Here is a 15,464-nt window from a genome sequence, read left to right as displayed (position 1 = left end):
GAGCGGCGTCGCACCTCGTCGGCGAAGTCACCCAGCGTGTTCCACCAGGCGCGCCTGGTGACGTCGCTCGCGACTTATGGTTTCTTAACACCCATAGATCTAATGTACTAGGAGCCTAGATAAACCACAGAACGGAGATCTTCATGAGTCGCGACACCAGAGGTGGACGCGTCCCCGTCATGCGCGGGGCTCTGGCGATCGGGCTGGTCGCCTGCGCCGGGTCCGCCCTGCTCGCGCCCGCCGTGTCCGCCGCCCCCCGCGCGCAGGCACCCGTGCCGACCGCCTCCCCGGCGGACGTGCCGCGCCTGCCCGAGCCGACCGGCCCCCATCCGGTCGGCACCACGGCGCTCCACCTGAAGGACTCCTCCCGCCCGGACCAGTGGGTCCCCACGGCCAAGGCCAGGGAGCTGATGGTCTCCCTCTGGTATCCGACGAAGGCGCGGCGGGGACCGAGGTCGCAGTACATGACGCCCAAGGAGTCGGAGCTCTTCCTGAAGGGCACACGGGTCACCGGCATTCCGTACGACGCGTTGAGCACGACGGTGACCCACGCCATCAAGGACGCCGAGCCCGCAGGCCCCAAGGGACGCCTGCCTCTGGTGGTGCTCTCCCCCGGCTTCACGATGCCCCGCGTCACCCTCACGGCCCTGGCCGAGGAGTTGGCGAGCCGGGGATATGTGGTGGCCGGCATCGACCACACCTACGAGAACCACGCCACGACCTTCCCCGACGGCCGGATCGCCACGTGCGTCGCCTGCGACCACGACGAGGAGAGGGACTTCGGGCCCAGAACGTCCGTGGGACGGGCGGCCGACGTCTCCTTCGTGCTCGACGAGCTGACCGGGTCCCGTCCCGAGTGGAGGGGCTCCGCGCTGATCGACGCGTCCCGGATCGCGATGGTGGGGAAGTCGATCGGAGGCGCCGCGGCCATGGCCACCATGATCAAGGACCCCCGAGTCCGCGCCGGGATCAACATGGACGGCACCATGTACGCCCCCATCCCGCAGAACGGGATGTCCCGGCCGTTCATGTACCTGGGCGCCCCGGACCACCACGGCCCCGGTGGCGGCGACAGGTCGTGGGACCGTGACTGGCCGTCCATGACCGGCTGGAAGCGCTGGCTCACGGTGACCGGTTCGCGGCACCAGACCTTCACCGACCTGCCCGTCCTCGCGGAGCACTTCGGCCACGACCTCGGCCAGGACCTGACCGCGGCGCGCTCGGTGGAGATCACGCGCGCGTACGTCCGCGCCTTCGTCGACCTGCACCTGCGCCACCGGCGACAGCCCCTCCTGAACGGCCCGTCCGCACGCTTCCCCGAGGTGAGGCACTGCACCCCGGAGACCAAGACCTGCGCCTAGGGAGGGACGCGTCGCCCCCGGGGAGTCCCGGGGGCGACGCACATGGACGTCCCCGGGACGGAATCGATCTACTGGGAGTTGGTTCGGCTTTCATCGGCCTTGGACACGCTGGCGCGGTCGTCGTGCCGTGAGGGAGTGTCCATGGAAGTCCGCCGTATTCTGGTGCCCGTCATTCTCGCCGTCCTGGCCGTAGGAGGGCTGACCGTGCCCGCAGCGGCGGCGCCGCCGGTGATACGCCCGCAGCCGCGGGTGGTCACCGCCATGACGTTCAACATCCACCATGGCGAGGGCACGGACCGCAGACTGGACCTGGAGCGCGTCGCCCGGGTGATCGAGGGCCGGACCCCGGACGTGGTGGGGCTGCAGGAGGTCGACCGGCACTGGTCGCAGCGCAGCGACTTCGTCGACCAGGCGGCCTGGCTGGCGCGCCGCCTCGGCATGAACGCGGTGTACGGCGCCAACCTCGACCTGGACCCGGCGGAGCCCGGCGGCCCGCGTCGCCAGTACGGCACCGCGATCCTGACCCGGCGGCCGATCCTCGACTGGGACAACACGCTGCTCCCCCGGTTCGAGGGCCACGAGCAGCGCGGTCTGCTCCGGGCGCGGATCCGCGTACGGGGCGTTCCGCTGACGATCTACAACACCCACCTGCAGCACAACAACGCCGCCGAGCGGCTCGCGCAGGCCGAGGCGATCGAGCGACTCATCGGACGGCCGAACGAGTCGTTCGTGCTCCTCGGCGACCTGAACGCGACCCCGGAGGCACCGGAGATCCGCGCCCTCACCGATGACATGGCCGACACGTGGGTCGAGGGCGGTGTCGGTGACGGGCACACCTACGACAGCGAGTCCCCCACGGTCCGCATCGACTACGTGCTGGCCTCCCGGGACACCGTGACCCGTACGGCCGCCGTCGTCACCGGCGACCCCACCGCCTCGGACCACCTCCCCGTCACGGCGGAGATCCTCCTCCCCGGCCCCTACCTCAAGCGCCGCTGAACGTCGCGTGATGGGATCTGGCGGGTGCGGGATGCGAACTGGCGCTCCCCGGATGAAGCCGTCGCACCGGCGACGGCCCGTCCAGAGGAGCCGGCATGGCACCCCCCACACCCGACTTCGGTCCCGACATCGACGCCTACGCCCCCTACCAACCGCAGCGTGACTGCGACCCCGGCGGCAAGCCCGGCGTGGTCGAGTTCCGCGACCTCGTCTTGGCGGCCTACCCGGGGACGACCAACCTCGGCATCAGCCGGGCCTGCGGGAGCGGCGGGCAGAGCGAGCACAAGGAAGGGCGCGCCTGGGACTGGGGCGTCCGGGTCAACGGCCAAGGGCACCTGGCCGACGACCTGATCTACTGGTTGCACGCCACCGACCGGCACGGCAACCGGCACGCCCTCGCCCGCCGCTTCGGGATCATGTACATGATCTGGAACCGTCGGATCTGGATGGCCAACCGCGCGGAGGCCGGCTGGCAGCCGTACCGGGGGTCCAGCCCGCACACCGACCACATCCACTTCAGCTTCTCCTGGGCGGGGGCCCGGAAGGAGACCACCTGGTGGACCCGTCCTCCGGTGCCGGATCGGCGGCAGCGGTTGGCGGTGGGCATGTCCGCCGACGGACGGGTGGAGCTCTTCCACGGAGCGATCGATCAGATCTGGCACACCTATCAGCACAGCCCCGGAGGGGCGTGGAGCGGATGGCAGCCCTTCGGCGGGCCGGCGGGCGCGACCGTGGCGCTGTCGGCGTCCACCGACGGGCGACTGGAACTGTTCGCCATGAACGGCGAGGCGTTCATGCACCGCCACCAGACCCAGATCTCCGGACCATGGGCCCCCTGGGGCACCCACGGCGGCGGAGGCGACCATCTGGCGGTGGCCCACAACCATGACGGGCGCCTGGAGGTGTTCGCCTCCAACCCGAGCGGTGTGCACCACCGATGGCAGAACACCCCCGGCGGCACCTGGCACGACTGGCGACCCCTCGGCGGACCCGCCTCCGCCCGCCTGGCCGCCGCCCCGGCCGCCGACGGACGCATCGAGGTGTTCGCGATGAACGACGACATCTTCCGCCACACCTGCCAGACCGACCTGATCGGGACATGGCGTGAATGGGTCGACTTCGGGGGCGGCGGCGAACACCTGACGCTGAGCCGCAACCACGACGGGCGTCTGGAGGTGTTCGCCACCAACCCCAGCGGCGTGCACCACCGCTGGCAGAACGTCCCGAGCGGGGACTGGCACGACTGGCGACCCCTCGGCGGACCCGCCAGCGCCCGCGTCGCCTCGATCGAGTCCAACGACGGGCGCATCGAGGTGTTCGCGATGAACGACGAGGTCCTGCGGCACAACCACCAGACCGACCCGACCGGAACGTGGCGAGAATGGGTCGACCTCGGAGGCGGCGGCCACTTCGTCCGCGCCCTGCGCAACAAGGACGGACGCCTGGAGATCTTCGCCAACAACGACGGCGGCGTCCACCACCGCTGGCAGAACACCCCCAACGGCACCTGGCACGACTGGCGACAGCTCTGACGGCATCGCACAACGATCGGCCACCCGGAAACGCCTGCGGGCGACGTCACCGCCTGGTCGGGGACGGCGATTCGGGTGTCGCCCAAGGGTCGCCGGCTGCCCCGAACGGCCGGTGACTCACAACCGCCAGCGGATCTCCCCGTCGGGCGCGTAACAGCAGGTCACTCCGGTCGAGACGGAGGCCCGCAGGTGGGCGGCGAGCTCGGGATGCCGGTCGTCGAGCTTGCGCAGGGCGTCCCGGATGCGGGCGGTGACGTTCTTGCGGGCGCGTTCGGTCTCGTCGCCCAGCCGGCGGTTGCGGCCGGTGAGACCGATCGCGCACCGCAGCTCCTCCAGCAGGGCCGCGCGCTCGCGGTCGCATTCGGCGGCGCGGCGGTCGTCGCCGAGGGACGTCATGCGGTCGATCTCCTCGTCGAGCCGTTCGAGCCGTCGCCGGTAGCGGGCCTTGCCCTCGTCGTCCAGCACCGGGTCGCCACCCAGGGACGCCGCCGCGACGGCCGTGGCCCCGCCGTCGGGGTTGAGCAGCCGCACCGCCGGGACGTGCGTGCCCGGCCGGCCGAGCAGATGGTGCAGGTCGCGCAGCCCCTTGGCGTCGGGGACATGGACGGTCCTGCCGTCGAACCGCAGCCGCCAGACCGCACCCGTACGGGTGAACTCGTGCGCGGGGGGCTCGACAGGGCGGCGGGGGGCGGGCGCGTCAGCGGGGGCGAGGTCGCGGGCGCGGTCGGCGAGGTGCCCCATGCCCAGCCTCCGCGCCTGCGGCTCGGCCTCCCGCAGGAGCCGCACGGCGGTCTCGGCATCGTCGGGCGCACCTCGGGCGAGCAGCACCGAGGCCAACTCGACGCGGGCGCGTAAGGACCAGGGCAGGGCGTGCAGGCGGTCGGCGGACCGTTGGGCCCGCGTCAGCTCAGCGACCGCGTCGTCCCAGCGTCCTTGGGCGGCGTCGAGCAGACCGGCCCACAGGGTCATGGGGCCGCCGATGTCCCAGCCGTACAGCGAGACCATCCACTGACCCCGGTAGGGGGCCAGGGCGGTCCGCGCCCGTTCGCAGCGTTCGTCGTCGCGCGCGGCGGCGGCGTCCTGCGCCAGGTAGCGGAGCCACAGCGGGGTGATGCTGAGTTCGAGCGACGCGTCGCCGCTGGTGCCCTGCCCCGGGTGGGCCACCGGGCCCGGAGGGCGTTCGCCGCGTTCCAGGGCCGTGACCGCCTCCAGCAGGTCGATGCGCGGATAGCCCTGCTCGCGTAGTGCGGGGCGGAGTCGTTCGATGTCGGCGAAGCGGCCCTGCATCAGGCGGATCGCCCACCGATGGTGGCAGGCGAAATGCACGTGGTAGGTGGCGCCCGGACTCGGGAGCGCCAACATCTCCTCGATCAGCTCCTCGGCCTCGGCGAAGCGGCCCCGGAAGGCCAGGACCACGCTCTGGTCGATGATCGCCGTCAAGGCCAGGCGGGGCGTCCCGGCGGCGACCCGGGCCGCCGTGACGACGGCCTCGTAGGGTTCGGTGTAGTGCGGGTCGTCGGCCTCCAGCAGGGCGACCCAGCACATCGACGCGGCGAGTTGCTCCATGGCGCGGTCGGACCGGCGGCGCGACACCTCGATCAGCTCCCGGGCCACGGCGATCCGCTCCGCCACCGTGTCCGGCCCCCAGATCGCCTGGAGCCGCGCCCACAGCCCGATGTGCAGCGCGTCGTCGTCGCCGGTGTCACGGGCGTCGTCCACGATGCGACGGGCGACCCGTCCGACCATCTCGGCGGGCGGCAACGCCCCGAGAGGCGGCGCGTCGAGGGGGCGCGCCAGGAGCGCGTCGTACGCGTCGTACATGGAACGCGCCTTCAGCCGGGTCTCGTCGCCCAGGCACCCCATGCCGTACAGGGTCAGCGCGACCCGGCCCATCAGGACGGGGTCGCCCAGCGCCCGCGCCTGGTCGGCGGCGTCCTGGAACACCTGCCACGACCGTTCGAACTCGCCGAAGAGCTGCAGCTCCAGGCCGAGGTCCACGGTGAGCAGGACCCGTTGGTGCGACGCGTCGTCGCCGAGCACCTCCAGGGCCCGTCGGTAGTGGCCCGCCGCCTCCTCGTTGGCGAGCCGGCCCCCGGCGTGCCGGGCGGCGTCCACCAGGATCCGCACCGCCTCGTCGCGGTCGAGCTCCTCCCCGGCGAAGTAGGCGTGGCGGGCCAGGTCGGTCGGGTGGGGCCGCCAAGTCGACATCGTCCCTCGCGCGGCGCGGACCGCGGCGGCGTGCAACCGGCGTCGCCGCGCCGGGTCCAGCGCGTCGTACAGCGACTCGCGAACGAGGTCGTGCGCGAAACGCAGGAGGCCGTCGTCCGTAGACGTCACCAGGCGGGCGCGGACCGCCTCTTCCAGCAGCGCGCGAACGTGCCCGGAGGGGAGCCCGGACCCGGCCGCCGGCAGCTCGGGGCGGAACTCGCGGCCCAGCACCGCCGCCGCCTCCAGCAGGTCCCGCACCGGCTCGGCCAGCAGCGACAGCCGCCGATGGACCGTGGCGCGGACCCCGGACGCGATCGTGGTCACGGGATGGCCGGTCGACCACAGCCGCGCCGTCTCCTCCACGAAGAACGGGTTGCCGCCGGTGCGCCGGTGGACCTCCTCCACCAGCGCGGGATCGGGACGGTCGCCCGCCGTGCGCCGCACCAGCTCGCCGACCTCGTCCACCGCGAGGCCGGTCAGGAACAGCATCGTCGCCTTGGCCGTGAGGGGCCCCAGCAGGGGGCCGAGCGGATGGTCGGGCCGCTGCACCTCCACGTCGCGGTACGCGCCGACCACGAGCAGCCGCTCGAACCAGATGTGCTGGGCGGTGAACTCCAGCAGGGCGAGCGACGCCGCGTCGGCCCAGTGCAGGTCGTCGAGGACGACCATCACCGGGCGGCTCTGCGACACCCCGATCAGCGTCGTGGCCACCGTGTCGAACAGCTCGAACCTGTCCACGTCGGCCCGCAGCGTGCCTTCGCCCAAGAGGTCGGGCACGCCTGCGGCCTTCTCCCAGTCCCGCCCGACGGACACCCGCCGCAGGCCGCGCAGCACCTGGGTCCACGGCCAGTACCCGGGGGCGGCGTCGGAATCCCAGCAGGAGCCGTGCAGGACGAGCATGCCCTGCTCCCGGGCCTCGTCGGCCCCGCACCGCAGGAGCGACGTCTTCCCGACCCCGGCCTCCCCGGTGACGAGCACCAGCCCGCCGTGGCCCGCGCACGCCCGACCGACCCGCGTGCGCAGAACGTCCAGGAGGCCGTCCCGTCCGATGAGCGACGGCGTCAAGCCGATGCTCCTCTTCGTAAAGCCGCCAATACATTCGGTAACGACTCTAGCCCGCTCGCGGCCCCGTGGCGGGAGTGCCCATGAGTTCGTCCCACCTGGTGGTGAAGAGACCGTTCTCCAACCGGCAGGACGCGGCGAATCGGGCGTAGGTCCAGTCGCCCTCCGGCGGGCAGCACGCGTCGGCGGGCCACGTCCAGGTCTCGTCCAGGCCGTCCGCCACAAGGCGATCGGCCATTCGTATCGCCGCCTCGTAGGCCCGCACACGGTCGATGGAGCACTCGTCGTCGTCCCGGGAGGTGTGGAAGAGATCGAGACTGCGCTGAATGATCTCCCGCCCGTGCCGTACCTCGCCGGTGCGGGCGCAGTACTCCAAATGCGCGGCCACGGCGGTGGGGTGCTGCGCCGTCCGGTGGGTGCGCTCGTGGATCTCGCGCGCCTCGTCGACCCGACCGGCGCGCAGGTAGGGCAGCAGCAGGTGGGCCTCGGCGGTGAGGAGCGGCGCCATGGCCTCGACCGCCTCGTCGCGGCCGAGGTCGAGCCACCACTGTGCGCGGCGAAGGACGTTCGGCCGGGTCGCGTAGGTCTCGATGGGAGGCAGGGCGTCGAACGCGTCCCACGCCGCCGTGGCCGCTTCCAGGTCGCCGCGCCGCACCTCCAGCTCCACGGCGTACCAGCGCAGATGGTGCAGGTCGTCGGTGCCGGGACGGCAGTGCGGCTCCAACGTGCGCAGGAGCCCGCGAATCTGCGCCGCGTGGACGGTCGGGAACGTCAGAACCCTGTCGAACGCAAGGGGAACCGCCTGCCACACCCGCTCAAGACGTTCGGCCCCCAGGAACGACGGCCGAGCGGCGTGCAGACGCGCCAGCTCGACGAGCGCGGTGAAGTGACCGGCTCGCCAGAACTGGCCCTTCCGCGTCGCGAGCTCCTCCATGAGCGCGAGGCGGATGTCGGTCGCGAGCTCCGACTCTCCCTCGGCGATGGCGCTCTGCAGGAGACGCTGCATGCGCACGATCCGGTCCTTGGAGGGTTCGAGCGCTCGGGCCCGGTCGAGGGCGTCGGCGGTGATGCGGGCGGCCGGCGGGGGCGTCGCCCGATGCCGAGGCTCGGCGGTGTCGGGCGGTAGGGGCAGTGCGTCGACGATCGGCTCGGCGTTCAGGAGCGCCGCGACCTGCTCGCTCTGGAAGGACGTCCCGTTCAGCTCGTCGACCCTGAGCGAGAGGTCCACGACCTCCCAGCGCAGGCGGGAGTCGAGGTCCGCGTAGGACCACACGGCGGAGAAGTCACAGTCGGGATCGTCGCAGTCGCAGTGCCAGATCCATTCCCTGTCGAGGTCCTTCTCCATGACCCGTCGACACAGCAGGACCGCTGCCGCCGCCGTCCACATCGCCTCGACGGAGGAGACCTCGCCCCTGAAGTAGTGGAGGTTGCGGTGCAGCACGTCGAGCCCTCGCTCCTCGTTGCCCGTGCGCGCGCAGAACTCCAGGTGGGCGGCGACGTCCTCCAGTTTCATGCCCTGGCGCGCGTAGGAGCGCTGGTGCGCGGCCACCGCCTCCTCCAGGCGGCCGGCGTGCAGGTACGGCGTGATCAGGTCATCGGCGTGGGCCCGGTCGGCCGAGAGGGGGGCCAAGACCTCGAGGGCCCGGTCGTTCCGGCCCAACCGCTGCCACATGAGGGCGTCGCCGGTGGCCTTCCCGTCCCGGAGGAAGTGCTCTTCGGGGTCGCCCTGCGCGCGGAGCCGCCGCCACAGGCGTTCGACCGCGTCGGCGTCCCCTCGGCGCCCCTCCACCCGCATCCGGTGGTGGTCGATGGCGTACCGCGTCCATCGCCGGGTCGGCGGGCAGTGCCGTTCCAGGTCGTCCAGGAGGCGGTGGATCCGCTGTGCGGGCTCGGGATAGAGCCAGGTGTACGCGTCGACGATGAGGAACAACTGATTCCACATCGCGCGGACGTTGTGAGCGGAGAACAGGTGCGGTTCGGCGTGCCAGGTCAGCAGGCAGGTGCGCAGGACGGGGAGCACCTCGTGGAAGAAGTCCGACGGCCCCTTCTTCAGCGGTTTGCTCCGCAGCGCCCAGGCGAAGGACAGCCTGGCCCTGTACAGCAGCTCCGGGTCGCCGAGCGCCTCCGCGTGGGGGACGATGGCCCGCGTCGCCTCCACATAGGCCTCGCCGCCGGGACCTCCGTCCTCGGGGTCCAGCTCCGCCGCCGCCTCCAGCGCGGCTCGGATCTGCTCACGGTCGAGGAGCATCGGGCCGCCTAACGCAGGGGGTGGACGGCGTGCTCGACGAGACCGAGGAACGCGCGGTTCACGCCCGCCACGTCGTCGGGGCGCAGCAGCCGGTTGCCCGCCAGCATCGCGTAGCCGTACAGGGCCTCGACCGACAGCTCCACGACCCGGGCGTCGACCGTGCTCGTCAGGCGCGCGACGAGCGGGTTGCGGTGGTTGAACACCAACAGCGGACGGGCCCCCTCGTTCGCCTCGGGGTCGCTCGCCTCGGGGTCGCTCGGTTCGAGGAGCTCCGCCCAGACCCCGTCGGCCTCCTCGCGGGCGGCGCGCAGGTCGGCGGCGAGCCGGGCGTCCCCGCCCTCCAGGTGGAGCACCGGCAGGGAGGCGGGCGAGAACGAGCGCAGGACCGGTGCGCAGCCCCGGGGCCCGAGCGTCGCGCGGGCGATGCCGAGGAACTCGCGGGTGGCGAACTCGGCGGCGGAGTCGAGCACGTCGAACCGGGTGGCCAGGTCGTCCGGATCGAGCCGCCGCACGACGAGGTCCGGGTCGAGGCGGTGGAGCCGCCGGAGGATCTCGGCGTGGTACGTGTAGCCGCCGTTGACCAGGCCGATGCCCTGGGCCGCGGCGATGCTCGCGAACCGCCGGAACTCCTCGTCGGTCGGCGTGTAGTGGAGGATGCGGTGGCGTCGACGGAGGTCGCCGAGCGCGACCCTCCCCTCGTTGGTCTCGACGTCGATCCACTCGTCCACGATGCGGAGCATCTCGACGTCGTGCAGGGCCAGCGCCATGACCCCGAGATGGTGGACGCGCAGGAAGGCGGCCAGCCGTGGGGGCGAGGTCGCCGCGAGCCGCACCAGCCAGGCGCGCAGTTGCGCCCCGAGCGCCTCCCGAGTGGTGTCCAGCAGGTCGTCCTCGTAGAGGTGCTCCCTGCTCGCGGTGGGACGCAGCTCGTCGGTGTCGATCACGCAGCGGACGAAGAACGCCCAGTCGGGCAGGATCTTCTCGACCCGGTCGCCGAGCAGCATCCGCTTGAGGTACACGCGATGCGACGCCCGCTCGCCGGGGCCGGTCCGGTCCGCGTACGGCAGGACGAACGCCGCGCCGCTCAGGCCCGCCTCGGGGACCTCCAGGTCGATCACGTCGAACGGGGTCGCGCCGATGAGCCGTTCGCCGTACTCCAGCAGGGCCTCCCTGCGGGTGTCGGGGCTCGGATGGCGGGCCCGCCACGGCGGGTCGCCCTCGGTGATCCGCTCCTCGCCGACCCGCACCTCGTACGGCAGCAGCGCGCCGTAGTGCCGCGCCAGCTCGGTGACGGTGGAGGCGCCGAGCCAGTGCTCGAAGTCGCGGCGCGCCCGCAGCACGACCGTGGTGCCCGGGCTCTCCCGCGCCGGCCCCCGCTCGACGGTGTAGTGCCCGTCGGCGTGTCCGCGCCAGACCACCGTCTCCTCGTCCCCGTGGCGCGTGATCACCTCGATCTCGTCGGCGACGAGGAAGCAGGAGAGCAGCCCGATCCCGAACTGCCCCAGGAAGTCGTGCCGGGCGAAGCCGAGCGCGTCCCGCTTGGCGGAGTTGCCGATCGTGGCGAGCAGCTCGTGGACCTGCGGCTCGGTGAGCCCGATGCCCGTGTCATGGATCCGCAGCGACCCGTCGCCGGTCACCTCGAGCGGCTCGATGCGGATGCCCGCCGGCGCCGTCCCGTCGATGCCGCGTGCGGTGATCGCGTCGACGGAGTTCTGCAGCAGCTCCCGCACATAGACGCGGGGAGAGCTGTAAAGGTGGCGACTGAGAAGGTCGACGATTCCGCGCAGATCTACATGAAAGGCGTGCCGCACACGGGCACTGTAGCCGTCGGGGCGGCGCGAGGAGCCCATGATCGACGCGCGGGCCCGTCGATCGCCTCCTCGTGCCCCGGGGCCGCCGACGCTCTTGCGGCCCGGGTGGTCAATGGGCTCGGTGGAGCACCCAGGCGCGTTCCGTGCGGCGGCGTTGGGGGACGCGGAGGCCGGCCTCGGGGCAGGCCCCGGCGGTGCGGCGGAGGGGGCGGCGGTCGGGGTCGTTGGCCTGGATGGCCAGGCTCACCAGGGACTGCAGGAGGAAGAGGTCCCCGTCGGTGTCCAGGTGCACCTGGATCCAGCCGCCGTCGTGCGGTGTCTCGACGCGGCCGGAGGCGGTGAGGGCCGTGTCGAGGCGGCAGATGACCTCCGGGGTGAGGAGGACCTCGGCCAGGTCCCCCCGGTGGAAGTGGACGATCTGCAGACCGGGCAGCGCCAGGGCGCGACCGGGGGGACAGTCGGCCCGACAGGTCGCCAGCGGCCAGTCCTGGAAGCGGTCGATCGCGAGGTCGGCGTACGAAACGGGCGAAACGGGGTGGTGGCTTCGTCCTCGGCTCATGGCCTCCAGCGTGGCCGTGGACCGGCCGATGTGATCGTCGCGGAAGTGTCCTGGTGGGATTCGCCGGTTCCTGGTCCCTTCCAGGAATCCCGGAAGGGCCTGCGAGCCGTCCTGGACGCGGCCGAGAGCCGTACAGATGATCACTGGAACACGAACATCCGGATAACTCGCCGATGTCCCCCACCGCCGGGCCGGATGATGGTTGGTCGCCCCTCGACGGGCGCCGGGGCGATGATGCGCGAAAGGGACGGAGCGGGTGGTGGACTCCTACCTGGACCGGAAGGCGGATCTCACCCGCGATCTGGTCGGCCGGCTGAGCGGTGGCGACCCGGACGCGGTGGCGCGGCGCACCGGGCTGCGGGCGGAGACGGTCCGGGCGCTGCTGGCCGGGGACGGCGAGCTGATGTCGTGGGAGGTCGTCAGCGCGTGCCTCGCCGCGGCCGACGTCGACGCCGGCGACGTGGGGAAGGCGCGCGCCCGGTGGGCCGCGGCCGAGCAGGCCCTGTGGGACGAACGGGGCGACGACCTCCGCGAGGCGTTCGAGCAGAACCGGCAGGGCAAGCCCGCGAAGGTGTTCGAGGCCCACCGGTCGAGGGTCCCCTGGCGTCGGCTGACGGCGCGGCATCCGGTGACGTTCGAGCCGTGGGCCATGCCGACGTTCGGCCCCGACCGGAGACTGCCCGACCCGTCGACGGCCGGCGACATCCGGGACTTCTACACGCTGCTGGCGGAGCTGCGGGGCTGGGCGGGCTCGCCCCGGCAGTCCGAGATCGAGAAGCGGTCGTGGGGCACGCTGCCCGACGCCACGATCAGCGCGATGCTCCAGAAGGACCGCTGGCGCACGGTCAGCGACCGGGAGCGCACCCGGATCGGCTACTTCGCGGCGGCCTGCGGCCTGCCCGAGGTCGAGGTGGCCCGCTGGGTCGAGGCGTACGAGCGGCTCCGGCACGTCCCCCCGCCCGACGACCTGGCCCGCGCCCGCGCCGAGGGGGCCGAGCTGCGGAAGGCGCTCGCCGCCGCCGAGGCCGAGGCGGAGGCGCTGCGCGTGCGTCTGGCGGCGGCCGAGAGTCGACGGCTCACCGAGGAGGACCCGCCGACGCCTCCGGACGCGCCGCGCGGGCGGAGATGGTGGGATCCCCGCGAGCGCCGGTCCCTGACGGCGGCGGCCGTCGCCGCGCTGGTGTTCGCCGGCGGCGTCGGAACGGGACGGGTGGCCGCCGGCGGCCCGTCGCCGGACCGTCCCGTCTGCTTCCGCGGCACCCTTCAACTGATCGGCTCCACCGCCTTCGAACGGACGGCCGACACGCTCGGTCGGGGCTACGAGGCGCTGTGCGAGGACGCCGATGTCGAGGTGCGGTCCATCGGCTCCGTCGAGGGGGTGCGCGCCCTCACCACCGGCGACGCCGCCTCGACGATCGCGATGCACGACGGCCACCTGCGGCCCGACTCCGACGAGATCAGGTCGCAGGGCTTCCTGGGGCTGCCGGTGGCGCTGGTCGCCTTCGCCGTCGTCGTCCACAAGGACGCGAAGGTGACCGGCCTGTCCCTCCAGGAGCTGCGGTCCGTCTACGCCCGCGAGGGCGGCCCCACGAACTGGCGGCGGTTCAAGGGCGGCGCCGACCTGCCGATCCGGCTGGTCGGCAGGACGGAGGGGTCGGGGACCCGCACGGTCTTCGAGGAACTGGTGCTCAACGAGTCCGAGCCGGAGCTGTCGTCCAGGGACTGCCTGCGCAAGGACGAGATCCGCGCCGCCGCCCGCATCATCCGCTGCGAGCGCAGCAGCCAGGGGCAGGTGCTCGACACCGTCGACCGGGTCCCCGGCGCGATCGGGTACGCGGAACTGCACGTCGCCGCGAACGCCCGCCGCTATCCCGACCTGCGGATCCTCACCCTGGACGGCCGACGGGCCGACGCCTTCACGGCGGGCGGACGCTACCCGTTCGTCGCCCCCGAGGTCTTCTACACCCACGGTCCGCCCCCGAACGGCAGCCCGGCGGCGGCGTTCCTCACCTTCCTCGCCGGCGGCTCCGCCAGGAGGCTCATTCAGCAGGCCGGGGCTCCCCCCTGCCTCACCCCGGACGCCCTGATCTCCGCGCCCTGCCAGAACGGCCGGAGCTGAGCGGCGGGCGCCCTGGGGCGGTCAGCTCATGTCCACCCAGTCGAGGGTGCGGGTGACCGCCTTCTTCCATTCGGCGTAGCCGGCGGCGCGTCGCTCGTCGTCCCATTCGGGGGACCAGCGGCGGTCCTCGTTCCAGTTCTGTCGAAGCTCCTCCGTGGTCGCCCAGAAGCCGGTCGCCAGTCCGGCGGCGTAGGCGGCGCCGAGGGCGGTGGTCTCGGCGACGACCGGACGGGACACGGGGACGCCCAGGATGTCCGCCTGGAGCTGCATGCACAGCTCGTTGGCGGTGACGCCGCCGTCGACGCGCAGGACGTCCAGGGTGACCCCGGAGTCCTGGCGCATCGCCTCGACCACGTCACGGGTCTGGTAGCAGATGGCCTCGAGGGTGGCGCGGGCGATGTGGGCGTTGGTGTTGTAGCGGGACAGGCCGACGATCGCGCCCCGGGCGTCCGAACGCCAATAGGGAGCGAACAGGCCGGAGAACGCCGGAACGAAGTAGACGCCACCGTTGTCGTCGACCTGGCGGGCCAGGGACTCGCTCTCGGCCGCGCCGGAGATGATGCCGAGCTGGTCGCGGAGCCACTGGACGGCCGAGCCGGTGACCGCGATGGAGCCCTCCAGCGCGTAGACGGGCTTGGCCTCGCCGAACTGGTAGCAGACCGTCGTCAACAGCCCGCTCTTGGAGCGCACGAGGTCCTCACCCGTGTTGAGGAGCAGGAAGTTGCCCGTGCCATAGGTGTTCTTCGCCTCCCCGGGGGCGAAGCACACCTGCCCTACCGTGGCGGCCTGCTGGTCGCCGAGGATGCCGCTCAGCGGGATCTCCCCATGGAACGGGCCGCCGGCCCGGGTGAGCCCGTACGGGTCGGGTGCCGAGGAGGGGCGGATCTCGGGGAGCATGGCGCGGGGGATCCCGAAGAACGACAGCAGTTCGTCGTCCCAGTCCAGGGTCTCCAGGTCCATCAGCATGGTGCGGGACGCGTTGGTCGGGTCGGTGACGTGGACGCCGCCGTCACGGCCGCCGGTGAGGTTCCACAGCAGCCAGGCGTCGATGTTGCCGAACACGGCGGTGCCGTCCTCGGCGGCCTCGCGCACCCCGTCGACGTTCTCCAGGATCCACTGGATCTTGCCGCCGGAGAAGTACGTGGCCGGGGGTAGCCCCGCCTTGCGCCGGACGACGTCGCCGCGCCCGTCGCGGTCGAGGGCGGCGGCGATCCGGTCGGTGCGGGTGTCCTGCCAGACGATGGCGTTGTGGTACGGACGGCCGGTATGACGGTCCCACACGAGGGTGGTCTCGCGCTGGTTGGTGATGCCCACGGCGGCCAGGTCGGCGGCGTGCAGACCGGCCCGGTACAGCGCCGTCTCGATCACGGCCCGGGTGCGCTCCCAGATCTCGGTGGGGTTGTGCTCGACCCAGCCGGCCCGGGGCAGGATCTGCTCGTGCTCCAGTTGGTGCAGGCCGCGCACGTTCCCGCCATGGTCGAAGATCATGAACCGGGTGCTGGTCGTGCCCTGGTCGATCGCTCCGACGAAGTCGGCCATGCGATTCACCCTTCCCTGTCGCTCCT

The 15,464-nt window shown here is 72.5% G+C and carries 9 protein-coding genes; 4 read left to right on the top strand and 5 right to left on the bottom strand.

Annotated elements, in window-relative coordinates:
* Positions 1 to 143: 143 nt before the first annotated feature.
* The 3 genes from DFJ69_RS16370 to DFJ69_RS16360 all read left to right on the top strand — a co-directional run bounded on the left by DFJ69_RS16370 (position 144) and on the right by DFJ69_RS16360 (position 3,892).
* Positions 144 to 1,361 carry an alpha/beta hydrolase family protein gene (locus DFJ69_RS16370; protein WP_245974422.1) on the top strand — a complete coding sequence of 406 codons (1,218 nt, stop codon included), beginning with the start codon at positions 144 to 146 and terminating at the stop codon, positions 1,359 to 1,361.
* Positions 1,362 to 1,502: 141 nt separating this feature from the next.
* Complete coding sequence (locus DFJ69_RS16365; protein ID WP_116023364.1) at positions 1,503 to 2,360, top strand: endonuclease/exonuclease/phosphatase family protein; 858 nt, start codon at positions 1,503 to 1,505, stop codon at positions 2,358 to 2,360.
* Positions 2,361 to 2,455: 95 nt separating this feature from the next.
* Positions 2,456 to 3,892 carry a PLL family lectin gene (locus tag DFJ69_RS16360; protein ID WP_116023362.1) on the top strand — a complete coding sequence of 479 codons (1,437 nt, stop codon included), beginning with the start codon at positions 2,456 to 2,458 and terminating at the stop codon, positions 3,890 to 3,892.
* 117 nt (positions 3,893 to 4,009) lie between these two features.
* Here the strand turns inward: DFJ69_RS16360 and DFJ69_RS16355 are convergent, their stop codons facing one another.
* The 4 genes from DFJ69_RS16355 to DFJ69_RS16340 form a co-directional block, all read right to left on the bottom strand.
* Positions 4,010 to 7,165 (bottom strand): ATP-binding protein, encoded by a 3,156-nt coding sequence (locus tag DFJ69_RS16355; RefSeq protein ID WP_116023360.1) that lies wholly within the window; start codon positions 7,163 to 7,165, stop codon positions 4,010 to 4,012.
* Positions 7,166 to 7,211: 46 nt separating this feature from the next.
* A complete protein-coding gene (locus tag DFJ69_RS16350) occupies positions 7,212 to 9,410 on the bottom strand; it encodes a hypothetical protein (RefSeq protein WP_116023358.1) in 2,199 nt (732 codons plus the stop codon).
* Positions 9,411 to 9,418: 8 nt separating this feature from the next.
* The gene (locus DFJ69_RS16345; protein ID WP_116026679.1) at positions 9,419 to 11,221 is read right to left on the bottom strand and encodes an HSP90 family protein; all 1,803 of its coding nucleotides are present in this window, start codon (positions 11,219 to 11,221) and stop codon (positions 9,419 to 9,421) included.
* Positions 11,222 to 11,330: 109 nt separating this feature from the next.
* A complete protein-coding gene (locus DFJ69_RS16340) occupies positions 11,331 to 11,780 on the bottom strand; it encodes a luciferase domain-containing protein (protein ID WP_116023356.1) in 450 nt (149 codons plus the stop codon).
* 259 nt (positions 11,781 to 12,039) lie between these two features.
* Between DFJ69_RS16340 and DFJ69_RS16335 the strand changes: the two genes are divergently transcribed.
* Positions 12,040 to 13,899 (top strand): substrate-binding domain-containing protein, encoded by a 1,860-nt coding sequence (locus tag DFJ69_RS16335; protein WP_147312337.1) that lies wholly within the window; start codon positions 12,040 to 12,042, stop codon positions 13,897 to 13,899.
* Positions 13,900 to 13,920: 21 nt separating this feature from the next.
* Here DFJ69_RS16335 and glpK read toward each other — a convergent pair whose 3' ends face one another.
* Positions 13,921 to 15,438, bottom strand: a complete 1,518-nt coding sequence (gene glpK, locus DFJ69_RS16330; RefSeq protein WP_116023352.1) for a glycerol kinase GlpK — start codon at positions 15,436 to 15,438, stop codon at positions 13,921 to 13,923.
* Positions 15,439 to 15,464: the final 26 nt, after the last annotated feature.

Origin of the sequence: Thermomonospora umbrina, from assembly GCF_003386555.1 — a bacterium.
In the GTDB taxonomy this organism is placed as follows: domain Bacteria; phylum Actinomycetota; class Actinomycetes; order Streptosporangiales; family Streptosporangiaceae; genus Thermomonospora; species Thermomonospora umbrina.
Note: the sequence above shows the minus strand (reverse complement) of the source record. Positions and strands in the feature narration are given on the sequence as shown.

Excerpts from the sequence above, each read along its gene's own strand:
- DFJ69_RS16365 (WP_116023364.1), top strand. The coding sequence starts at position 1,503 with ATGGAAGTCCGCCGTATTCTGGTGCCCGTCATTCTCGCCGTCCTGGCC.
- DFJ69_RS16340 (WP_116023356.1), bottom strand. The coding sequence starts at position 11,780 with ATGAGCCGAGGACGAAGCCACCACCCCGTTTCGCCCGTTTCGTACGCC.
- DFJ69_RS16370 (WP_245974422.1), top strand. The coding sequence starts at position 144 with ATGAGTCGCGACACCAGAGGTGGACGCGTCCCCGTCATGCGCGGGGCT.
- DFJ69_RS16350 (WP_116023358.1), bottom strand. The coding sequence starts at position 9,410 with ATGCTCCTCGACCGTGAGCAGATCCGAGCCGCGCTGGAGGCGGCGGCG.
- DFJ69_RS16360 (WP_116023362.1), top strand. The coding sequence starts at position 2,456 with ATGGCACCCCCCACACCCGACTTCGGTCCCGACATCGACGCCTACGCC.
- glpK (WP_116023352.1), bottom strand. The coding sequence starts at position 15,438 with ATGGCCGACTTCGTCGGAGCGATCGACCAGGGCACGACCAGCACCCGG.